A 23,938-nucleotide genomic window follows, 5' to 3' on the forward strand; every position below is an offset into this window, starting at 1 on the left:
CAACGGCGCGGCCGCATTACTTACCCAATATTCATTCAAGAACTCACGACAAACAAAAAGCCCCGACCAAATGGCCGGGGCTTTTTGTGTAAAAGAGGCTGAGCTTAGTAGCCAGGGTTCTGCTCTACTACGCCAGGCGAGGTTTGCAGTTCGCGCTGAGGAATGGGCCACAGGTGGCGGAAGGTTTGCGTAACGTCGGCACGAGCAGCCTGTACCGTGTTGGTACGACGCAGGTCGAACCAACGGTGACCTTCCTGAGCCAGCTCGATACGGCGCTCCTGCAGGATAGCAGCAATCAGCTGATCCTTCGTGAGGGTGGTAGCGCGCGGGGTGAGGCCAGCGCGGCTACGTACCGTGTTCAGGATGCCCAGAGCGGGTACTAGGTCGCCGTTCTGCGCCAAAGCCTCGGCGCGGGTCAGCAGCACCTCGGCATGACGAACCAGGATAGCGTTGTCGTCGCCGGCCGCTACGCGGAAGTACTTACGGGTAGTGCCCGTGGGGTACACCGGAGTAGCATTGGCAGCCGTAACCGCGTTCACGGGCAGGCGGGTGTCGCCTGATTCGTGCGCAGCGGGTAAAGCCGTAGCGGGGTCAACCTCGTTGCGGCCGCCGTTGGCCGACGGGAACCAGAAGAAAGCCAGCGAGTTCGAGTCAACGTTGTCGAAGGGCAGCTCCCAAATTGACTCAGCCGAGTTTTTCTGGGTGAAGATGTTGGCGTATACCGGCTCTAGGCTGAAACCCGTAATCTGCGCCGTGTAGTTAATTACGGCATCGTAGTTACGGTTGCGCAGCTCAAAGCGCGAACGCAGCGCCAGCGCACCGGCCTTGGTGATGCGTGCCTTGTTCGAGCCGCCTAGGTTCGCGATGGCGAAATCCAGGTCGGAACGGATAAGCGCGTTCACCTCAGCCTCCGAAGCGCGAGCAATTGGCGCAATCTCCGAGCCAGTGATGTTGGTGGTTGGCACCACGCGCAGCGGCACACCCAGGCCACCAGCGTAGCCGTAGCCTTGCGGCGAACCGCCCCAGTAACCGATCAGGTTCATGTAGTGAAACGCGCGCAGGGCACGGGCTTCAGCAATAGCCTGGTTTTTGTTAAAGGCCGGGTCGTTCAGCTTTTCGGCTTGCTGAATGATAAAGTTAGCGCGGTTGATGCCACCGTAGATCGAGTTCCACATGCTGGTTACCTCGACGTTGTCCGGCAGAATCTGGTTCTGGGCAATCTGGGCAAACGATGGGAAGGTACCCGTGTGGCGGGCGTTGTCGGCGCCTAGGTCGGCAAACAACTGGTAGCGCAGGCCCCAGTAGTTGACGCTCTGCAATACGTCGTATGCACCCAGCAAACCGGCCTCAATGTCCTGGCGGGTTTCCAGGCCAGCTTCGGCGTCAAGGCTGGCCCGCGGCTCAACCTGCAGCGCGTCCTCGCAAGACGAAGTGCCAAAGCCTAGCGTCAGCAGGAAAGCTGCTGCCGTAGTGAATCGGCGAATGGAAGAGAAATTCATTTCTACAGTCGAGTTAATTTATTAGAAACCGAGGGAGATGCCGCCCGTGATGGTGCGGGCTTGCGGGTACACCAGGAAGTCGGTACCCAGCGACGTGTTCGAGCCGCTGAAGGTGTTTACTTCCGGGTCGAGGCCCGAGTAGTTCGTCAGCGTAATGAGGTTCTGAGCCTGCACGTACACACGGGCAGTGTTCAGTTTCACGCGGCCGATCAACGACTTGGGCAGGGTGTAACCCAGGGTTACTTGCTTCAGACGAGCGTACGAACCATCCTCGATAAAGCGGTCAGACACGCGGCGGTTGTTGTTGGGGTCGCCGTATACTGCGCGCGGAATATCGGTGTTCGTGTTGGTCGGAGTCCAGCGGTTCAGCACTGCTTTGTCCTGGCCGAACACGCCGTTCATGCCCTGTGCAAACGAAATGTTGTTATTGTAAATTTCGTTCCCTACGCTGTACTGAACAAAGGCCGTGAAATCAAAGCCCTTGAAGCGGATTGTGTTGGTCAAGCCGCCGTAGAAGTCCGGCTGAGCGTTACCAATAATCTCCTGGTCGTCGCCAGTGATGCGGCCGTCGCCGTTGATGTCGCGGAACTTGATGTCGCCGGGGCGGGTAAGCGTCGACTGGTAAGTTGCAGTCGTGCCAAACTTGGCCTTAGCAGCAGCATCCAGCTCGTTGATTTCCTCCTGGTTTTGGAAGATTTTCTCGACGCGGTAGCCACGGAAAGCGCCTAGGGGCTGGCCTTCAGCTACCCAGCTAGCAAAGCCAGCCGCGAAGGGCGTGCCGTCTACCAGCTTGGTTACCTTGTTACGGTTGAAGGCAATGTTGAAGTTGGTCGTCCATTCAAACGAGCCTTCCGATTCGCCACGCAGGTTTACGGTGGTCAGAGCCAGTTCAAGACCTTTGTTCTCGATGCTGCCCACGTTGGCCAGGTACGAGAGGAAGCCCGTGTTGCCGGGCAGCAAGCGGCTCAGCAGCAGGTCGCGGGTATCGCGCTGGTAAGCATCAGCTGCCAATACAACGCGGTTGTTGAACAAGCCCAGGTCCAAGCCAATGTTGGTTTGGTTGGTGCGTTCCCACTTCAAATCGGGGTTGGCAAGCTGCGACAGCGCCAAGCCACCAATTTGCTGGAAGTTGGCACCCGTGCCGATCAGGCCGCGCGAAGCGAAGTTAGCAATTTCCTGGTTACCCGTTTGGCCGTAGCTAGCACGGAGTTTCAGGTCGCTCACAGCAGTTACGCCTTTCAGGAAGCCTTCTTCCGAGATACGCCAGCCCACCGAAGCAGCCGGGAAGTAACCAAAGCGGTTGTTGGCACCGAAGCGCGACGAACCGTCGCGACGAACGCTGGCCGATACCAGGTACTTGTCGCGGAACGAGTAGTTAGCGCGGCCTAGCAGACCGAAAATACGCCACTCGGTTTCGCTCGACGAAGCAGCCGTTTTCTGGGCACCTGCCGACAGCTGCTTTACATCGTTGCCAGGGAAGCCCGTGGCCGAAGCAAATACCTCGTTAAATACGCTTTGCTGGTATTCGGCTACCAACTGCGCACCTAACGAGTGCGACTCGCCGATAGTTTTGTTGTAGCTCAGGGCGCTGGTGTGGTTCCAGTTCAAATCCTGGCGGTACGACGACGTAGCCGAGCCGTTCGAGCCAGCACCGGTGTTGGTGGTGGTGGGGAAGAACGTGTCGTCTTTGAACGTGAGGTAGTCCAGGCCAAACGTAGCGCGGTACTTCAGGCCCTTCAGGATGTCGAACTCGGTGTACTGCGAACCGATGATACGGGCGCTAACACCTTTGATGGTGGGCTCGAGAGCTGCAGCCAGCGGGTTTTCGGTAGAAGCACCGGGGTCTTTGGCATAGGTGCCATTGGCGCGGTACTTCGGAATGTCGCTTGCTACCAGAACGGCGGTGCTAAGCACACCGTTGATGTTGTTGTCGTTCTGGATACGGTTGTTTACCGAGCGGTTCAAACCAACGTTCAAACCCATCCGAACACGGTCGCTGATGCTGTTTTCGAGGCTTACGCGGGCGCTAGCACGCTTAAAGCCCGAGCCCAGAATCGTACCTACGTTGTCGAAGTAGCCAGCACCTACACGGAAGCGCGTACGGTCGTTACCACCCGAGAACGTAAGCTCGTAGTTGGTGATGGGAGCAGTGCGCGAAATCTCCTTGCCCCAGTTGGTGTTAGGAGCAGAATCGGGGTTCTGGAACTGCGCCAGGTCGCGAATACCGTCGCCGTTGTCAACGGTGATAAGCTGACCAGCTGCTACGCCTGCACCAGCGTCGCTGAACAGGTATGCGGCGAGGTCGGCGTACGAACGCCAAGGAGTAGCGCTGAGGTTAGAGGCAACAATTTGCCCGGCAGCGTTACGTGGGTAACGGTTTTCTACTTGCTCCAGGAACAAGCGCACCTGATCGGGGCCGCTGATGTTCTCGGGCATCTTCCACATGGTTTGGGCACCACGGTAGTAGTCCAGCGTAATGTTGGTTTTGCCAGCCTTACCACGCTTGGTAGTGATAAGCACTACGCCGTTCGAAGCACGCGAACCGTAGATAGCAGCCGACGAAGCATCTTTCAGTACCTCAATCGACTCGATGTCGTTGGGGTTGATGTCCGACAGCGAGTTGGTGAGCTGACCACCTGCACCGATGTTGGTGTAGCTACCCGTGTTGATGGGCAAGCCGTCTACTACGTACAGCGGTTCGTTGCTGGCGTTCAGCGAGGCAGCACCACGTACGCGCACCGAAATGCCCGAACCCGGAGTACCCGAGCTTTGAGTTACCTGCACACCGGCCGCACGGCCCTGCAGCGCTTGGTCAACACCAGCAATGGGTTGGTTTTTGAACTCCGACGCCTTTACAGCGGCAATAGAGCCAGTTACTTCGCGGCGTTCCTGCGCGTTACCGAAACCGGTAACAATAACTTCGGTCAGCTGCTTCGAATCGGTAGCCAGGCCAATGTTGATCTGGGTATCGGTACCAATTGCGCGCTCTACTTTGATGTAGCCAAGTGAGCTAATCTCGAGAGTGCCGCCGTCGCCCGGAACACCTAGGGTAAAGGTGCCGTCCGAGTTCGTTGATACACCTGTGGTAGTGCCTTTCAGCAACACCGTTGCACCGGGAAGACCTTCGCCGGTAGCACGGTCGGTTACCCGACCAGAGATCTGGCGGGTTTGAGCATCCACATGGTGAGCCAGGGCTACCAATGGTACTAAACCCAGTAAAAATTTGTTCATGCGGTTAGAAGTGAGTGAAGTGACAACCGATTTCCAATTTATGCAGGTAAAAGGATTTTACCTAGCAACTGACAATGCTAAAAAAACTTGATTCGGAAAATTTGGCAAGGGTGCGCCCATTTTTTACCAATCTGGCAATTGGGGTCTCGTCCGCCTAGCCATTACCAACACAATGCTCTCTGCCTAGGTTACCTTCCGAAACTTGCCCATAAGAATAGCAGTTATTCAGCCGACAAGCAACCAAACTTTTTCTTTTTTTAAGATCAGAGGCAAATTATTGTACGTACATGTAACAATACCAAGTTGTAGCTTGTACAAAATTTAAATATTGCACTATTTTGATTGCAGCTTGTTCAGTACGTCATAGCCATCTGCTTAAAACGAAAGCCCCGCCTGAACTCAGGCGGGGCTTTCGTTTTAAGCAGATGGCTATGTATTAGTAACCGGGGTTCTGCTGAGCAGCCAGTACAGGGTTGTTAGCCACTTCGATGGCCGGAATCGGCCACAGGAAGCGGTAGTCGCTGTAGGGAATTGCGTTAACCGAGCCAGTGATGGCAGGCGGCGTACCGCAGTTGTAGTTGGCTGCAATCGACTGCGAGTTGCCAACCTTGGCCGGAATGCCGCCCGCAGGGCGCGGGCTAAACGGCGTAGGCGACAAACGGTGAATGTCGTCCCAGCGGAAACCCTCGGCCACAAACTCAATGCGGCGCTCGTTCAGAATAGCTTGTACCAGTGCATCGCCGGTCAGCGTAACGGGGTACAAGTCGGTTGCCTGCACGGCGCGGCCGCGCACGGCGTTCAACAGAGCTACGGCGCGCAAGCTGTTGCCTAGGCGGGCCTCCGCTTCGGCTTGGTTCAGCAGCACTTCGGCGTAACGGCTGATGGGCGCGAAGTCGGTGTTGGTAGCGGCGTCCTTATACTTAAAGCTGTGGTAACGAGCCGGGGTGGCGGCGTTGCCTTGCAGCAGCTGCGTGCGGCGCAAGTCGTTGCAGGGCCAGAAGCTAGCGTTGTACAGGATCGGGCTGATGGCAATCAGGCCGCGGGCTTGAATGCCAACGGGCGCGGCTGCCGGCGAACCGTAGAAGTTCGGCAGAGCGCCGTTTACCCCCGGGTTGTCATCGGAGCTGTTCTCGATCGAGAAGATGTTCTCGGCCGTAACGCTGGTACCACCCGGGAAAGCTGCCTGCGGCGTGGCTTGTAGCTGGTAGCCACCTAGGGGGCTGCTGAAACCGCCAGGAGCAGAAGTGCTTACCGCAACCAGTTTGTCGCCTTCAGCTTTAGCTGCCGTCCAGTTTTGCTGGTGCTGGCGCAAACGCTGCTTCAGCGCAATAGCGGCGCCTTTAGTAGCGCGCGAAACGCGCAAGTTGCCAGTGCGAGTAGCGGGCAGGCTTTGCTCAGCAAAGTCGAGGTCGGCTAGCATACCCGTGTATACTTCAGCTACCGAGTTGCGACCAACGGTTTTGGCGCGTTCCAGTGTGGCAGCCGTGTTCACGGCGAAGTCGCGGTACGGTACGCCGGGGTTGTTGCCGTTGTTGTCGGAGAACGGACGCGCGAAGTTCAGCAGCAACTCGTGGTAAGCCAACGCACGCAGGTAGCGGCACTCGCCCTCGTAGGCGGCGGCCGTAGCCTGATCGATGGTGCCGCGCTGCTGCGCTGCTCGTACGCCTTCGATTACCACGTTGCACTGGTTGATGAGCGCATACAGGTTCGACCACATGCCCACTACGTTGGGGCTCGAGGAGGTTTGCGTGTTGGAGTACACGATGCCGAAGAAGCCGGCCATGTCTACCACGTCTTCGCCGCGCATATCACCGAACTCGGTAGCAGCCGAGCCAAACGGATAACCGCGGGTTTGCAGAGCGCCGCCGTTCAGCGGGTCATAAAAGCCCGATTGCGCAGCGTTGTACACGCCGGTTACGGCCAGGGCAATGCGCTCCGGAGTTTGGAAAGCGGCCGATTCGGTAATGGCGTCCTTCGGCTCTAGGTCGGTAACGTCGCAAGAGCTCATGCCCAGCGACAAGAAAGCTGCCAAGGCCATGGCCCGCAGGCTTAACGGCGCGAAGCGAAACAGTACGTTATTCATGAATTCGGAGTCAGACGGGATTAGAAGCTTACGTTGAGGCCCGTGGTGAACACGCGCTGCTGCGGGTTGCTGTTGTAGTCAATACCGAACTGCGTGTTCTGCTGCAGGTTGCTGTTGCCCGACGAGTTTACTTCGGGGTCAACGCCTTTGTACTTCGTGAACGTGAAGGCGTTCTGTACTTGGCCGTACACGCGAATGCGGCTCAGGCCCGTGAAGCCCAACAGGTTTTGCGGCAGGGTGTAGCCCAGCGAGATGTTCTGGATGCGCACAAAATCCCCGTCCTCAACAAAGCGCGATACCGCCGAGTTGTTGAAGTTGATGAAGTCGGAGTTGTTGTAGCGCTGCTTCGGCACGTCGGTTTGCTGGCCGGGAGTCGTCCAGCGGTCCAGAATTTCGGTGCCGTTATTCAGGAACTCCTGGCGCAGCAACTGCTGGCGCGTTACGTTCATGATTTTGTTGCCACCCGAGAAACGGATGAACACCGAGGCATCGAACCCTTTAAACGTAAACGAGTTGGTGATACCGCCAAACCAGGTGGGGTTGGGGTTGCCCAGCACCTTGCGGTCGGCGTTGGCCTGCAGCGGCGTAACCGTCGAACCTAGGGCTGCGCCAGGGTTGGCGGGGTCGTAGGCGTAGTACGAGTTGTTGTCGACGTTGGCTTGCACCAGCGAACCGTCACCTTTGCGGTAGATCGGGTAGCCGTTGGCCGGGTTTACACCCTGGAAGTCGTAGCCGTAAATGGCGCCGATTACTTCGCCTACCCGCGTGATGTTGTAGGTAGCCAGGATGTCGCCGTTGCCACCGAGCGACTTAACCACCGCCTTGTTGGTGGCAAAGTTTAGGTTCGTCGTCCAGGTGAAGGCTTCGTTCTGGATGTTCTGCGAGTTGAACGTGAACTCGAAGCCTTTGCTTTCGAGGTTGCCCACGTTGGCGCGGTACGAGTTGTTCGGGATGCCCAACGAAGCAGCTACCGGCACGCTCAGGATAAGGTCGCTGTTGTCGTTGATGTAGTAATCGGCACCAACGGTGATGCGGTTATCCAGGAACCCTAGGTCCACACCGATGTCTTTCTTCTTCGACTGCTCCCACTTCAGCTCGTCGTTGCCGAACTGCGCGTCGCGGTTGTAGCCAATACCGTTCTGGGCACCGTACTTGCCCGGGCCAAACAAGCTGGCGTAGGCAAACGCACCGAAATCAACGTTACCCACCACAGCGTAGCTGGCGCGGGCTTTGAAATCGGAGATGAAGCCGAGGTTCAGGTTCTTGAAGAAAGGCTCTTCCGAAATACGCCAGCCCACCGAGCCGCCCGGGAACAAGCCGTAGCGGTTGGCCTCGGGTAGGTCCGAAATACCGTCGTAGCGCAACGAGGCGCTGAACAGGTAACGATCCTTGAAGGCATAGTTCAAGCGGCCGAACAACGAGCTAAAGCCGCGCTCTACGTAGCCACCGCCCACGGTCGGGGTGGCAAACGTGTTCGAAATAAGGCTGTTCGGGCCGAAGAAGCGGTCCGAAAGGCCAGTGGCCTGCGACCAGAAGAACTGCGCTTTGGTTTTCTGCAACTCCGAGCCTACTACCACACCCACCTTGTGCTGGTCGGCAATCAGTTTGTCGAAGTTGATGGTGTTCTGCCAGTTCCAGCGCGTGGTAGGCGAGGACTGCTGGTAGATGATGCCGTTCGGGCCACGACCGTCGCCGTGACGCGGGTCGTTGTACTGGAAGTCGTCGTTCAGGAACACGTCGGTGCCCAACTGGCTGCGCAGGCGCAAGCCTTTCAGCGGCTCGGCTTCCAGGTAGGTGTTGCCCAGAACGCGGTAGTTGGTAGCCCGGTATACGTTATTCTCCAACGGGAAAATAATGTTGGGGTAGTTGAAGGCAATGCCGAGGGTGTTGTTGCCCTGCCCAATCACCGCCGGGTTGGAGGTGCTGATGTAGGGTGTGCCGTCGGGGTTGCGGGCCGGGACGTTCGGGAACAGCGACAGGGCGTTGGTAACGTTGCCCGAGAGGCCGTTTACGCTCGTGTTCAGGCCGTCGGTGTTGGTACGCGTCAGGCCTAGGTTCATGCCCACGCGCAGCCATTTCAGCACCTCTTGGTCGAGGTTGGTGCGGAAGGTGATGCGTTGCAGCGAGTTGGCTTTGATAACGGCGTTCTGATCGGTGTAGCCGGCCGAGAAGAAGTAGTTGGTTTTCTCGGTGGCGCCGCTTACCGATAGGGCGTGGTTTTGCTGGAAGCCCGTGCGGAAGATTTCGTCCTGCCAGTCAGTGCTTACGCGCTGCCCGTTCTGCTCGAAGGGGAAAGCTTGTGCGGGCTGGCCGGCGTTGCTCAGGCGCTCGTTGTTAATTTCGATGAACTGATCGGCATTCAGTACCTCGTAGCGCTTCACGGTTTGCGCCCAACCAAACCAGTTGTCGTAGCTAACCTTGGCTTTGCCCAGGCGGCCGCGCTTCGTGGTAATAAGGATAACGCCGTTGGCACCGCGCGAACCGTAGATAGCCGTTGCCGAACCGTCTTTCAGCACCTCGTACGACTCGATGTCGGAGGGGTTGATGTCGGCCAGCGGGTTGTTCTGCACTACGCCAGATTGGTTGCCCGTAATAATCGGTACACCGTCGACTACCACCAGGGGCTGCGCTTGCGAAGTGATGGTGTTGGTACCGCGAATACGGATACGCGGCGTAGAGCCTAACAAGCCCGACGGTACGGTGGCCTGCACGCCAGCGGCCCGGCCTGCCAGTTGCTGGTCGAAGCTTGGGGTGGGAAGGTTGGCAATGTCTTCGCCTTTCACCGAAGCAATCGAGCCGGTTACGTCGCGGCGCTCCTGCGTGCCGTAGCCCGTTACCACCACTTCGCTCAGCTGCTTGTTGTCGGCTGCCAAACCAATGTTTACTTGGTTTTCGGCACCTAGGGCGCGCTCAATCGACACGAAACCCACGGAGCTGATTACCAGCGTACCGCCCGACGCCGGAGCACTCAGGGTAAACGTACCGTCGGAGTTCGTCGATACACCCGTGGTGGTGCCTTTCAGCAGCACCGTGGCTCCGGGAATACCTTCACCGGTGGCCCGGTCAGTTACGCGGCCTGAAACGGACCTGTCTTGGGCTACCGTCTGGTGGGCCAAAGCCACCAGGGGTACTAGTCCCAGTAAAAGTTTGTTCATGCGGTTATTAAATAGTGATTGAGATGGTGTTGAGCCGATGAGGCTCATCAAATGGTGCCAAAAGATAGCGAAGGAAAATCTTGGGCAAGTGCTTTAATCATTTTTTAAGCTATTCAAGGACGTTTTGGATTAAGTTAAAAAACAAGACATATATAACTTTTAAGTGGTCCTCAGAAGTTTGTACAGATCAAAACTGCCCGTAAAATCCCATAAATCTTGTATCAGTGCTACATAATGATGGATTAAATGGTAAATATTGTTTTTCATATGTAATTGAACTTTATTAGAATAATTTAACAGCATGTTGTTTAAGTAAATGAATTAGTGATACCTTATCCTGTTCACTCACCAAATCATCCTAAGAAGAGTGCGTATGAAAACACTGTTAGCTGTTACACCGCTAGCAATGGTTGCCCTTGTGGAACCGGCGCTGGCACAAAACCGGGAGATTAGCGGCAGGGTTACCGATGCGGCCACCGGGCAAGGATTGCCCGGCGTTACGGTTCTGGTAAAAGGAACCACAACGGGGGCCTCAACGAATGCTGACGGCGCTTTTTCCGTTAGTGCCCCGGCATCGGCCACAACCCTTACGTTTAGCTTCGTGGGGTACAAGTCGGTGGAGCGTCCTATTGGCACTTCCAGCGCTATTGATGTGGCACTGGAAGCCCAAACTCGTCAGATCGACGAGGTAGTGGTAACGGGCTTGGCCACCAGCGTAAAACGCTCGAACCTGGCCAACGCCATTACTACCATCAGCGCCAAGGAGCTGGTAGGCAGCACGCGGCCGGTTACGGTTGATGCGGCCCTGAGCGGCAAGGTAGTGGGCGCCAACATTGCCCAAACCAGTGGTGCCCCCGGCGGGGGCCTGTCGGTGCAGCTGCGCGGCATATCTACCATCAACGGTTCGTCGCAACCCCTGTATATTATTGACGGGGTGTACGCGGTAAGCCAGGAGGTAGGCAACGGGGCTGGTTCGGCGGCGTTTTCGTCGGCTTCGGCCGGGGTAGGGCGCACCACCCAGGACAACGGCATCAACCGCTTGGCCGACCTGAATCCGAACGACATCGAGTCGATCGAGATTCTGAAGGGCCCGAGCGCGGCGGCCATTTACGGTACGCGCGCCAACGCGGGCGTGGTCATCATCAAAACCAAGCGCGGGGCGGCGGGCCAAACCCGCGTAAGCTTCACGCAGGACCTAGGGTTTGCCCGGGCTTGGCGTTTGCTGGGCCAAGAAGACTGGACGCCTGAAAAAATCGACCTGTTTTACACCGGCGCCCGCGCCACCGAAGAAAAGCGCCTGCTAGCCGAAGCGCAACAGAACGGCCGCATCGTGAACTACGAGAAGGAGGTGTTCGGCAACACGGCCTTTCTGCGCAACACGGGCCTGAGCGTATCGGGCGGCAACGAGCGCACCAAGTTCTTTGTGTCGGGCTTTACCACCAACGAGGAAGGCATTGTAAAGCGTACCGGCTTTCAGCGTCACTCCATCCGGGCCAACATCGACCAAAAGATTGGCAACCGCATCGACCTAGGGGTTAGCTCCAACTACATCAACTCCTTAAACAAGCGCGGCTTCACCGGCAACGATAACCGTGGCATTAGCTTGGGCTACACGCTGGCCGGGGTGCCGACTTATGCGCAGTTGTTCCCGAACGCGGTCGGCGAATTCCCCGACTCGCCCTACACCGGCGACAACCCGCTGGCCGTAGTGGAGCGCGCCATTAACGAGGAAGAAACCAACCGTTTCGTGCAAACGGCCACGGGCACGCTGCGCATTATCGACAACACCCGTACCTCGCTGCGCTTGGCGGTGCAAGGCGGCGTCGACTACGCCAACAGCACGGCCCAACTGGCTATTCCGCCCGACATGCAGTCGCAGCGCGGCGTGGCGCTGCCGGGCGCGGCGCGCGTGGCCAAAAACGAGTTCTTTAACTCCAACATTCAGGGCTTCCTGATTTATGACTGGCGCCTAGGTGAAAACCTGAACCTGACCTCGCAGGTGGGTACGGTGCGCCTCTCGCAACGCACCAACCTTACCTTCAACCAAGGCCAGAACCTGTCGCCCGGTCCGCCCTACACGCCCAACCGCGGCACCGTAACCACCCAAGAAACGCTCATCACCGAAGAAGCCGACCTTGGGTTTGTGGCCCAACAAGAGGCTAACTTCCGCGACATGGTAATTGCCACGGCTGGCATCCGCTTCGATAAATCGAACCGCAACGGCGACCCCGACAAGTACTATGCCTTCCCGAAGGCCTCGTTGGCCGTGAACGTGGCCAAGTTCGGCTTCTGGGCGTTTGAGCCGGTAACGATGGTGAAGCTGCGCGCGGCCTACGGCGAAACCGGTGGGCCGGCGTTCTTCAATGCGCTGTACTCGCCGCTCACGGCCATTTCGACGGGCGGCCGTCCTGGCTTGCTGCCTTCCACGCTACTAGGCAACCCCGACATCCGGCCCGAAACTGCCTCGGAGTTTGAGACCGGTATCGACCTAGGGTTTCTCGACAACCGCGTAACGTTGGAGGCCTCTTATTATAATAAAGAGGTATTCGACCTAGTAAACACCTACGTGCTGGCGCCGAGCGTAGGCGTAACCTCGCTGCGCGCCTACAACGTGGGCGACTTGCGCAACCGCGGCCTGGAGCTGTCCCTAACCGCCAACCCTGTGCGGAAAGACAAATTCAGCTGGACTTCGACTACGCAGTTTTGGCTGAACCGCACGGAAGTAACCCGCCTCGCCGAAGACCCGCTGGTGGTACCGCCCTTCAACACGGGTTTAGGCTTTGGCAACACGTTCGGCCGCAACCTGTTCATCGTGGGCGAGTCGCCTTCGCGGTGGTACGGTACGCCCGTTAACTTTGCCACGAACAACAACTTCAGCGGCCTGACGCGCTACGAGGAGGCACAGCCTACGTTCCAGATGTCATTCCTGAACTCCATCAGCCTGCTGCGCAGCTTTGAGCTGTCGTTTTTGCTGCACTGGAAGAAGGACGGCTACAACAGCAACCTGAGCCGTCTGTTGCAAGACGAAAACGGCACCACCGAGGATTGGAGCGAACCGAGCGGGCAAGTAGCCGCCGATGGCACGCCCCTCACAAAGGGCCAGTTCCGGCAAACCCAACCGGCGCGCGAGTACATCCAAAACGCGGGCTATGTGCGCCTGCGCGAGGCCTCGTTGTACTACACCGTGCCGGCCGGCGTGCGCACCAGCTTGTTCAACGATTTCGTGAAAAACATCCGGGTGGGTGTTTCGGGCTACAACCTGATTACCTGGACCGACTACGTGGGTTACGACCCGGAGGTATCGAACTTTGGCGCCACCGGCAACTTTGCGCAGGTAGATGTGGCCTCATATCCCAATACCCGCCGCGTGTTTTTCCACCTCAACCTGGATTTTTAGGTCCGACCTCTTCCGCCAACTTCTATGCTAGCCATACGACATAAACTTTGGGCCGCCACGGCCCTGCTGCTCACGCTGGGCTCGTGCGGGTTCTTCGACACCGACCCCGTGCCCGATCCCAACAACCCGAGCCTCGACACGGTACTGAACAACGCCTCGCGCGCCCAGCTCGATGCCTTGGCCGTGGGCGTGGAGGCCTCGTACCGCAACCAACACACCACCAACGCGCCCTACAACCAAGTAATTGGCACCTTCGGGCGCGAGGTGGTGGTGCTGGCCGGTACCGAGTCGCGCTGGTACGGCGAGCTGCAAGGCACGCGCGGCCGCCTCGACGACGCTGCCTACTACAACGCCTACTACGTGCCGCTGGCCCAGATGCGCCGCGCCGCGCAGGTGTTTCGCGAATCGGCCAACAACAGCCAGGCATACAACGAGCAACAGAAGCAGGGCGTAGCCGGCTTTACCTACACCTACGAGGCCTTGGCGCAGTTGCTGTTGCTGAATATGCAAGGCGAAAACGGCATTCGTACCGACGTCAGCAACGTGCTGCGCCCCGGGCCCTTCGTAACGCAAGCCCAAGCGCTGACCAACATCCGCCAGTTGCTCGACCAAGGTGCTGCTGCCCTCGACCAGGCAGGTACCAGCTTTGGCTTTACTCTGAGCTCGGGTTTCGCCGGCTTTAACACGCCAGCTACGTTCCGGCGCTTCAATCGTGGCTTGGCTGCGCGTGTGGCCCTCTACCAGCGCGACTACGCCGGTACTCTCACGGCCATCGGGCAATCCTTTTACGACCCCACGGCCAGCCTGTCCCTAGGTCCGAAAATGACCTTTAACCCGGCCACCGCTGGCGACCAAGGCAACCCGTACTTCCAAGTGCCCAACACACCCGGCATTACGGTGGTGGCCGTGCCCGATAACTTTGTGACGGAGGCCGAAACCGGCGACGCTCGCCTGTCCAAGGTCGGCACCCGCACTACGCCCCGCGTTACGGGCGGTATCACGGGTACTTACGAGCCGCGCTTGTTTGCGTCCAACGTATCGTCGCTCGACATCATGCGCAACGAAGAGCTGATCTTGATTGCGGCCGAAGCCAAAGCCAACTCCAACCGCTTGGCCGATGCCCTAGCCGACGTCAACGTCATCCGGACAGTTTCTGGCCGTTTGGCTGCGTTGCCGGCCGGCTCGTTCATTAACGTAACCGTGGCTACCGATGAGATTATTCGCCAGCGCCGCTACTCGCTGTTCTACGAGGGGCACTACTTTGTTGATTTGCGCCGCCTGGGCCGCCTGCCCACCGCTGCTCAAACGCAAAACGTGGTTGTAGCCCCGCTGGGCACGCCGCCCTATCCCTTTACGCCGCAAACGCTGGCGTTCAGCAGCGGACAATACCGCCTGTTCGACCGCATCGAGCGGCCGGCCGCCGAAAAAGCCTGGGACGCCATCAACCCCTAGGTAGGTAAGTTGACTTGGTACAAAAAGGCCCCGCACCAAATTTGGTGCGGGGCCTTTTTGTTGGCAGTTCCTCCGCTGTGTGTATAGGTCTAGCGCAAAAGCCCTATTCGGAGGCAGCCCTACTCAGTTGCACATTCACGCAGACCTAGGGCCTCAGCCGGTCAACATTTGCCAAACGCCTAGGTGAACGAGTGGTATGAGCGACGAAAGGACCCGCAAAACCGAGATTAAAGCAGAAAGTTTTAGCAACGAACATATTTTGTATAACACTTATAGCATTTAACAAGAAATTAATACACAGTTAATTACAAACTCAACTAAGGAATAAACAACGCAACATTGCCGCTACGGCGCGCTACACCCCTGTTTTTACATGGTGCATTCAGGTTAAAACCAATTAACTTGCTTTTTCACTCACCATATTTTCCAATACCAAATCATTTATGAGAAAACTGTTAGCTGTACCCCTTCTGGGGGCGGTAGGTATCGTTCAGCCTGCCGTAGCGCAGACGAGGGAAGTAAGTGGCCGGGTAACGGACGCTGCTTCGGGGCAGGGTTTGCCCGGTGTAACGGTGATAGTTAAAGGAACTACTACCGGTGCATCGACCAACGCCAACGGCGAATTCACTTTGGCTGCGCCAGCTGGTGCCACTACGCTCACGTTCAGCTCAATCGGTTACCTGCCGGTAGAGCGCACCATCGGTACTTCTTCGACCATCGACGTGGCGCTGAGCACCGACACCAAGCAGCTGAGCGAAGTGGTGGTTACGGCCCTTGGGGTTGAAAGAACCCGCAACTCGCTGCCGTACGCAGCCACGCAGATTGAGAACGAGACCATCACGAAGGCCCGCGCCACCAACGTGGTAAACGGCCTGTCGGGCAAGGTTGCCGGCGTGCAAATTCGTCAGAGCAACTCGCTCGGCGGTTCGTCGAACATCCTCATCCGCGGTACCAAATCAGTATCGGGCAACAACCAACCGCTGTTTGTGGTTGACGGTGTGCCGATCAGCAACTCGAACACCAACACCGCCGACCAGCGTACCGGCCGCGGTGGCTATGACTACGGTAACGCTGCCGCTGACATTGCCCCCGACGACGTGGCCTCGGTAACGGTGCTGAAGGGTGCTGCTGCAACCGCGCTGTACGGCGACCGTGCCGCCAACGGCGTTATCATGATTACGACCAAGAAAGGCCGCAAAGGCCTGGGCGTAACTATCAACACCGGCCTCACGGCTGGTAAGGTTGACAAGAGCACCTTTATTAAGTACCAAGACCGCTACGGTGCTGGCTACGGCAACTACTACGAAGACCCCTCGGGCAAATTCCTGTACCGCGACATCGACGGCGACGGCAAGGATGACCTCGTGGCTCCGCTATCGGAAGACGCTTCGTACGGTGCAGCCTTCGACCCGAACCTGAACGTGTTCCAGTGGGATGCCTTCGATCCGGCTTCGCCGAACTTCGGCAAGGCGCGTCCGTGGGTAAACGCTAAAAACGGCCCGATTTCGTTTTTTGAAACGGCTGTTTCCACCAACAACAGCGTAAGCATCGACGGCGGCAACGACCTCGGTACCTTTAAGCTGGGCTACAACGATATCCGCGACAAGGGTATCATGCCGAACAGCCAGGTTAACAAGAACATTGTCAACTTTGCTGGCTCGCTGAACGTTACGCCCCGCCTAACTACCAGCGCCTCGGTAAACTTTACGCGCATTAAGGGCCTGGGCCGTTACGGCACGGGTTACTCGTCGCGCAACCTGATGACGAACTTCCGCCAGTGGTGGCAGACCAACGTCGACATCAAGGAGCAGAAAGCCGCTTACGACCGCAACAACCAGAACGTAACCTGGAACTGGCACGATCCGGACGATCTGACCGCTATCTACTGGGACAACCCGTACTTCACGCGCTACCAGAACTTCCAGAACGACCAGCGTAACCGTGTATTCGGTAACGTAGTAGCTACCTACAAGTTTGCCGATTGGTTTAACCTGATGGGCCGCGTAACCCTCGACTCGTACGACGAGATGCAGGAGGAGCGTCAGGCTATTGGGGCAACCACCAACGACCAGCCCGCTTTCTACTCGCGCTACGACCGCACGTTCCGCGAAGCCAACTACGACCTGATTGGTAACTTCAACAAGAACATCACCGAGAACTTCTCGTTCCGGGGCTTGATTGGTGCCAACATGCGTCGGGAGCGTACGCAATCGATTCGTTCGTCTACCAACGGTGGCCTGGTTGTGCCCGGCTTGTACTCGCTTTCGAACACGGCCCAGCCGCTTACGCCTCCCGGCGAAGTGGACTACCGCCGCGCCGTTGACGGTGTATTCGCCAGCACCACCTTCGGTTTCCGCGAGATGGTGTTCCTCGACCTGACGCTGCGCCGCGACGTATCGTCGACGCTGCCGAAAAAGAACAACAGCTTCTACTACCCGTCGGCCGCCGTGGGCTTCGTGTTCTCGGAACTGCTGAAGGACGCAACGTGGCTGTCGTATGCTAAAGCACGCGCCAACTACGCCGAAGTAGGTTCGGGTGCCGAAGCGTACAACGTTGTCGACGTGTACGACAAGCCGACTGCATTTGGCAACGTGCCTTTGTTCTCGGTTCCGGGTACCAAAAATAACCCCGACCTGCGTTCGGAGCGTACCAAAGCTGCTGAAGCCGGCGTAGAAATGGCCTTCTTCCAAAGCCGTTTGGGCTTCGACGCTACCGTATACCAGTCGAACTCGGTTGACCAGATCATTCCGGTTGCTATTTCGTCGGCTACGGGCTACAACTTCCGTTACGTAAACTCGGGTAACGTACGCAACCGTGGTATTGAGTTGACGGCCTACGTAACGCCGTTCCGTTCGGACGACCTGAACTGGACCGTGAACGTGAACTGGACGCGCAACCGCAACCAGGTAATGTCGCTGTACGAAGGTGTTGACAACGTGCAAATCGCCAGCTACCAGGGTGGCGTAAGCTCGAATGCCACCGTAGGCCAGCCCTACGGCGTGCTCCGTGGCTCGAACTACGTGTACGACAGCAACGGCAACCGCCAGGTAACGGTAACCAAAAATGCTGCTGGCATCCCGACGGCTGCTTACTTCAAGCAGAGCGCTACGGCCAACGAAGTAATTGGCGACCCGAACCCGGATTGGACGGGCGGTATCGGCAACACCTTGTCGTACAAAGGCATTTCGCTGTACGCTTTGGTTGACTTCCGCAAGGGTGGCGACGTGTTCTCGCTCGACCGCTACTACGGCTTGGCTACGGGCCTCACCCCGGAAACCGCTGGCAACAACGAACTCGGGAACCCCTCGCGTAACCCCATCGTTCGCAATGCCGACGGCTCGTACGCTCCCAACTCGGGTGGTGTAATTCTGGAGGGCACTTACGCCCCCGGCACCACCATCAACGGTGTTGATGTATCGGGTCAGCCCAACGCTGTTCGCACCAGCAACACCAACTACGGCCTCTACGGCTACGTTCGTAACCCTGCCGCTGGCTTCGTGTACGATGCTAGCTTCGTGAAGCTGCGTGAGGTATCGTTGAGCTACTCGCTGCCGAAAACGCTGCTGGCCAAGTTTGGTCCGGTACGTGGCATCGATTTGTCGCTTGTAGGTCGTAACCTCTGGATTATCCACAAGAACCTGCCGGATGCTGACCCGGAGGACGCTCTGAGCTCGGGCAACGCCGGCCAGGGTTACCAAGTAGGTGCTTACCCCAACACCCGTACGATTGGTGGTAACATCCGCTTCAGCTTCTAATTGAATTCGATTCTCAGAAATGAAAAAGCTTCTGTTATTCTGCATCCCGGCGCTGTTGTTCACGACGTCGTGCGTGGATTCGCTGGAGGATGACTACAACGTCAATCCCAAGGCGGCCACCCGCGTACCGGGCGAAACGCTGGTATCGAACGCCCAGCGCAACCTGGCGCGTACCATGGTGAGCGGTAGCGTAAACCTGAACGTATTCCGTTTGTACGTGCAGCAGTGGGCGCAAACCACGTACTTCGACGAAAGCACGTACGACATCAACACGCGTAACATCAACGGTGCATTCTGGAATGCGATGTACCGGGACGTGCTGCGCGACTTGGTGGAAGCCAAGCGCCTCATCCAGGCCGACAACACCCTCAACCCGAAAGTAAAGGCCAACCAGTTGGCTTCGATTGAGGTGCTGGAAGTGTACGCTTGGTCGACGCTGGTGAACACCTTCGGCGACGTGCCTTACAGCGAAGCCCTGGACTTTGCTAAATCGCAGCCGAAGTACGACGACGATAAGGCCATCTACAACGACCTGATCACCCGTCTGAACACGGCCATCGGTCAGTTCGACGCTTCGGCCGCTGGCCTAGGCGACGGCGACTTGCTGTACCACGGCGATGTGAACGGTTGGATGAAGTTTGCCAACTCGTTGAAGCTGCGCATGGCCATGACCATCGCCGACGATGATGCTGCCAAAGCAGCTACCATGGTTCGCGAGGCTGCGCCCAAAGTGTTTGCTTCGAACGACGACAACGCACAAGTGACTTTCCTGAGCACGCCTCCGAGCACCAACCCGCTGTGGGAAGACCTCGTGCAGAGCGGCCGTAAGGACTTTGTGGGTACCAGCCTGTTCGTAGGCACCCTCAACGACCTGAAAGACCCGCGTCTGGATGAGTACTTCAAGCCCATTGCCAACGGTACTTACAAAGGCGGTGTGTACGGCTCGAACAACAGCTCTACCACCTCGTCGAACCCCGGCCCGGCGCTGGAAGATCCGGCCCTGCCCGGCGCGCTGATGTCGTACTCGCAAGTACAGTTCCTGCTGGCTGACGCTGCCTCGCGCGGCTTCAACGTAGGCACGGGCACTGCGGAGTCGTTCTACAACGCTGGCATCACGGCCTCTATCCTGCAGTGGGGCAACACCGCGGCCGAGGCTGCTGCTTACCTGCTCCAGCCAGAAGTGGCTTACACCACCGCCATGGGTACTGCCAAGGAGAAAATTGGCCGCCAGGAGTGGATTGCGCTGTACGGCCAACCGGTTGACGCCTGGACGGAATACCGCCGCCTGGACTCGCCGAAACTGACGGCTCCTGCAAGCGCGCTGTCGGCTCTGCCGCTGCGTTTCATCTACCCGATTGCCGAGCAGAACGTGAACGGCAGCAACTACGCAGCTGCGGCCTCGGCCATCGGCGGCGACGTTGTGACGACTAAGATCTTCTGGGACAAAAACTAGTCACCGAAGAATCTATCAAACAAGAAAGGCTGCCCAATTGGGCAGCCTTTCTTGTTTAAGCCAGCGCACCTGCCGGTTTTAATTGAAAAGAGGCGGCTCCCTAGGTGGGGCCGCCTCTTTTGCCGTATGGCACCTAGGGCATTGGCAGTTAGCTCTCCATCAGGAAGGCTTTGATGTACTCGTCTAGGTCGCCATCGAGCACGTTTTGCACGTCGGAGCGCTCCACGCCGGTGCGCAGGTCTTTCACGAGCTTGTAGGGGTGCAGCACGTAGTTGCGGATTTGCGAACCGAAATCGATGCGCTTTTTACCGGCTTCTACCTCGGCTTTGGCGGCGTTGCGCTTCTCCATTTCTATCTGGTACAGGCGCGACTTCAGCATGCGCAGCGCGTGCTCCTTGTTCATGAGTTGGCTGCGCTCAATTTGCACGGCAATAACAATACCCGACGGAGCGTGCGTTAGGCGTACGGCCGTTTCTACTTTGTTTACGTTCTGGCCACCGGCGCCGCCGGCCCGGAACGTATCCCAGGTGATGTCGGAGGGGTTGATGGCGATGTTGATCGTGTCGTCGACCACCGGGTAGGCAAATACCGACGCAAAGGACGTGTGCCGCCGGCCGCTGCTGTCGAAAGGCGAAATACGCACGAGGCGGTGTACCCCAATTTCGCTTTTGAGGTAGCCGTAAGCAAACTGCCCTTCTATTTCGAGAGTGGCCGATTTGATACCGGCGCCTTCGCCGGGCTGGTAGTTTACCTCGCGCACCGTAAAGCCGTGCTTTTCGCCCCACATGATGTACATGCGCATGAGCATCTCGGCCCAATCCTGGCTTTCGGTACCGCCGGCGCCCGGGTTGATTTCGATGATGGCCGACAACTGATCTTCCTCGCCCGATAGCATACGCTTAAACTCGAGCTGCTCCACAGCTTGCACGGCCCGCTCGAACTCGGCGCGCATTTCGGGCTCGGTGGCTTCGCCTTCCTTGTAGAAGTCGAAGAGCACGTCCGCGTCGTCGACGGCTTTTTGGGCCGTTTCGAAATCGTCGGTCCACACCTTTATGCCTTTCAGCTCTTTCAGGGTGGCCTCGGCCTTCTTGGAGTCGTCCCAGAAGCCCGCCGATTGGCTTAGCTCTTCGAGCCGGTTTACTTCGGCTTTGCGGTTATCGTAGTCAAAGATACCTCCTTAAGGCCTCCACGCGGCCCTTCAGGTCTTTCACTTGTTCAGTGGTCATCTGAGCGAAAGGGTAGGGGGTTAATGTATCGAATGCGGGTTGCCTGACGGGGCAACTGGTTGGCAAAGGTAGTCTGCCGAAAACGAAGCCGCCTGCTACGACCTAGGGCCACAGCAGGCGGCAGTACTAATGCGGTTGCAACGGCGGGCTAAACGCGCACCATCCAGCCGTGGGGATCGGGCGCCTCGCCGCTCCGGATGGCATCCAAGGCTTCGCCTACGCGCAGAGAAAAAGCATTGGCCGTGGTTTGTGGCAGTTCGTAGTCGGTGCCCTCGTAACCAATGGTAGCAATGGGCGCAATGGTGGCGGCAGTGCCTACCCCAAACGCCTCGTTTAGCTTGCCTTGCTTAAGGGCTTCGATGATTTCGAGCACCGAAACCTTGCGTTCTTCCACCGTCAGGCCCCAGTCGCGAGCAAGCTGCAGTACGCTGCGGCGCGTAATACCATCGAGAATGGATGAGCTAAGCGCAGGCGTTACCACGCGGCCGTCAATCACAAAAATGGCGTTCATGGTGCCCGACTCCTCTACGTAGCGGTGCTCGGAGGCGTCGGTCCAGATGAGCTGGTTGTAGCCTTGCTGCTGCGCCAGCTTAGTGGGGTACATGGCTGCGCCGTAGTTACCAGCGTTTTTGGCGTAACCGGCGCCGCCTTCGGCCGAGCGCACGTATTTGTTTTCGAAGCGTACGCGCAGGGGCTTGTTGTAGTACTTGCCCACGGGGCAAGTGAAGATCATAAAGCGGTAGGCATCGGAGGGGCGCACGCCGATAAAGCCATCGGTGGCGAACATAAACGGCCGGATGTACAGCGAGCTACCGGCGGTGCTGGGTACCCAGCCCGCATCGAGGCGGATTAGCTGCGACAACCCCTGCATGAACAGCTCCTCCGGAATTTCGGGCATGCACATGCGCGCGGCCGATTCGTTGAGGCGGCGCCAGTTATCGAGCGGGCGGAACAACGCGATTTCGCCGTTGGGGGCTTTGTAGGCCTTCATGCCCTCGAAAATAGCCTGGCCGTAGTGCAAAGCCGAGTTAGCGGGGCTCACGGCCATGTCGCCGTAGGGCACAATTTGCGCCGCTTGCCACTCGCCATCCGCATAATCGACGGCGAACATGTGGTCGGCGAAGATTTTGCCAAACTCAATGTTGGCGGGGTCCAGCTCACCCAAGCGCGAGGCGGTGGTGGGCTGAATGGAAATCGTCAGCGTATCAAGCATGACTAACAGGAAAATCGGTGGGGGAATGCGAAGAAGATGGGGGTGCTTGGTTCTGAAACGGGGCGGCTACTGACGCGGTTGCCAAATAATTTCTTCGGCGCCTAGGTCGCGGGCCATGCTGCGCGCCAGCACAAACAGGTAATCGGATAATCGATTTAAGTACTTGACAACCAGATCGGGTACGAACGATTCTTCGCGCAGCGCTATGGCAAGGCGCTCGGCCCGGCGGCATACACAGCGCGTTACGTGGGCCTGCGAAACGGCGGGGTGACCACCAGGCAGGATGAAGTGCCGCAGCTCGGGTAGTTCTTCGTTCAGGCGGTCCATCTCCTGCTCCAATTCGTCCACGTCGGCATCGAGCAAATCGGGCAACTGCATGCGCGAGCGTTCGGGGTCGGAGGCCAGGGTAGCGCCAATGGTAAATAGTCGGTCTTGTATGTGCTTGAGCAGGGTGCGGTGAGGCAGGTTTACCTCCTGGTCGCGCACCAGGCCCACCCACGAGTTGAGCTCATCGACGGTGCCGTAGGCCTCGATGCGCAAGCTGGATTTGGGTACGCGCGTGCCTCCAATAAGCGAGGTCAGGCCTTGGTCGCCGGTGCGGGTATAAATCTTCACAGAAAACGGGTGGAAAGGAGCTGGCTAAGGCGCAAGCGAAATTAACAGGTAAAAAAGAAAGTGCCCCAACGGGCGGGTTGGGGCACTGCTTCGAACGGCGCAACCTAGGGCATAACAGCAATTAGCCTTGCGTGTTTAGCGCCAGTTGGTGCGTGGCTACATCGTGGTTGGGCAGGTCACTTTCAATGAGGCCATCGCGCAGGCGCACGATGCGGTGCGAGTAGCGGGCTATGTCCTCTTCGTGCGTTACCATGATGATGGTGTTGCCTTTCACGTACAGGGCCTCGAAGAGGTCCATGATTTCGTGGCTGGTTTTGGTGTCGAGGTTGCCCGTCGGTTCGTCGGCCAGAATAATGCTGGGGTTGTTGACGAGGGCCCGGGCAATGGCCACACGCTGGCGCTGCCCGCCCGAAAGCTCGTTGGGCCGGTGCTTGGCGCGGGTTTCGAGCCCCACGCTGCGCAACGACTCCATGGCCCGCGCCTCGCGCTCCGATTTGGAGTAGCCTGCGTAAATCAGCGGCAGGGCCACGTTGTCGAGCGCCGTGGCGCGCGGCAGCAGGTTGAACGTCTGGAACACGAAGCCGATTTCGCGGTTGCGCACATCGGCCAGTTGGTTGTCCGTCATGCGGCTTACGTCCTTGCCGTTGAGCACGTACTGGCCGGTGGTAGGGGTATCCAGGCAGCCCACAATGTTCATGAGGGTGGATTTGCCCGAACCCGAGGGGCCCATGAAGGCTACGTACTCGCCGCGCTGAATGCGGATGGTAACCGAGCGCAACGCGTGGATTTCCTCGGTGCCCATACGGTACACCTTGGATATGTCGGAGGTTTCGATGACAGGCGGCAGCATGAGGTCTTG

12 protein-coding genes are annotated in these 23,938 nt (G+C 58.0%); 4 read left to right on the top strand and 8 right to left on the bottom strand.

The genetic code is table 11. The features are described from left to right. Positions 1-104: 104 nt before the first annotated feature. The 4 genes from D3Y59_RS00095 to D3Y59_RS00110 form a co-directional block, all read right to left on the bottom strand. Entirely contained in the window at positions 105-1,499 is a 1,395-nt protein-coding gene (locus D3Y59_RS00095) for a RagB/SusD family nutrient uptake outer membrane protein (protein WP_119443185.1), read from the bottom strand. Between the two features lie 21 nt (positions 1,500-1,520). Next, positions 1,521-4,730 carry a SusC/RagA family TonB-linked outer membrane protein gene (locus tag D3Y59_RS00100; RefSeq protein WP_119443186.1) on the bottom strand — a complete coding sequence of 1,070 codons (3,210 nt, stop codon included), beginning with the start codon at positions 4,728-4,730 and terminating at the stop codon, positions 1,521-1,523. Between the two features lie 436 nt (positions 4,731-5,166). Further along, complete coding sequence (locus D3Y59_RS00105; RefSeq protein ID WP_240410426.1) at positions 5,167-6,813, bottom strand: RagB/SusD family nutrient uptake outer membrane protein; 1,647 nt, start codon at positions 6,811-6,813, stop codon at positions 5,167-5,169. 20 nt (positions 6,814-6,833) lie between these two features. Beyond that, positions 6,834-9,968: a SusC/RagA family TonB-linked outer membrane protein gene (locus tag D3Y59_RS00110; protein WP_119443187.1), complete on the bottom strand. Its 3,135-nt coding sequence runs from the start codon at positions 9,966-9,968 to the stop codon at positions 6,834-6,836. Positions 9,969-10,374: 406 nt separating this feature from the next. Between D3Y59_RS00110 and D3Y59_RS00115 the strand changes: the two genes are divergently transcribed. The 4 genes from D3Y59_RS00115 to D3Y59_RS00130 all read left to right on the top strand — a co-directional run bounded on the left by D3Y59_RS00115 (position 10,375) and on the right by D3Y59_RS00130 (position 20,025). Next, complete coding sequence (locus D3Y59_RS00115) at positions 10,375-13,365, top strand: SusC/RagA family TonB-linked outer membrane protein (RefSeq protein WP_162910427.1); 2,991 nt, start codon at positions 10,375-10,377, stop codon at positions 13,363-13,365. Between the two features lie 24 nt (positions 13,366-13,389). Continuing rightward, positions 13,390-14,817 (top strand): RagB/SusD family nutrient uptake outer membrane protein, encoded by a 1,428-nt coding sequence (locus tag D3Y59_RS00120; RefSeq protein WP_119443189.1) that lies wholly within the window; start codon positions 13,390-13,392, stop codon positions 14,815-14,817. A 443-nt stretch (positions 14,818-15,260) separates the two neighbouring features. Continuing rightward, the gene (locus tag D3Y59_RS00125; protein ID WP_119443190.1) at positions 15,261-18,572 is read left to right on the top strand and encodes a SusC/RagA family TonB-linked outer membrane protein; all 3,312 of its coding nucleotides are present in this window, start codon (positions 15,261-15,263) and stop codon (positions 18,570-18,572) included. A gap of 19 nt (positions 18,573-18,591) precedes the next feature. Then, positions 18,592-20,025 carry a SusD/RagB family nutrient-binding outer membrane lipoprotein gene (locus D3Y59_RS00130; RefSeq protein WP_119443191.1) on the top strand — a complete coding sequence of 478 codons (1,434 nt, stop codon included), beginning with the start codon at positions 18,592-18,594 and terminating at the stop codon, positions 20,023-20,025. A 148-nt stretch (positions 20,026-20,173) separates the two neighbouring features. Here D3Y59_RS00130 and prfB read toward each other — a convergent pair. The 4 genes from prfB to D3Y59_RS00150 form a co-directional block, all read right to left on the bottom strand. Further along, a protein-coding gene (gene prfB, locus D3Y59_RS00135) for a peptide chain release factor 2 (RefSeq protein WP_205590854.1) occupies positions 20,174-21,251 on the bottom strand; the annotation gives its coding sequence in 2 pieces (ribosomal slippage) (positions 20,174-21,199 and positions 21,201-21,251; 1,077 coding nt in all). A gap of 148 nt (positions 21,252-21,399) precedes the next feature. Next, positions 21,400-22,464 (bottom strand): branched-chain amino acid aminotransferase, encoded by a 1,065-nt coding sequence (locus D3Y59_RS00140; RefSeq protein ID WP_119443193.1) that lies wholly within the window; start codon positions 22,462-22,464, stop codon positions 21,400-21,402. Positions 22,465-22,530: 66 nt separating this feature from the next. After that, entirely contained in the window at positions 22,531-23,079 is a 549-nt protein-coding gene (locus tag D3Y59_RS00145; RefSeq protein ID WP_119443194.1) for a cob(I)yrinic acid a,c-diamide adenosyltransferase, read from the bottom strand. 121 nt (positions 23,080-23,200) lie between these two features. Then, the gene (locus D3Y59_RS00150; RefSeq protein WP_119443195.1) at positions 23,201-23,929 is read right to left on the bottom strand and encodes an ABC transporter ATP-binding protein; all 729 of its coding nucleotides are present in this window, start codon (positions 23,927-23,929) and stop codon (positions 23,201-23,203) included. Positions 23,930-23,938: the final 9 nt, after the last annotated feature.

This window comes from Hymenobacter oligotrophus (genome assembly GCF_003574965.1).
GTDB lineage: Bacteria > Bacteroidota > Bacteroidia > Cytophagales > Hymenobacteraceae > Solirubrum > Solirubrum oligotrophum.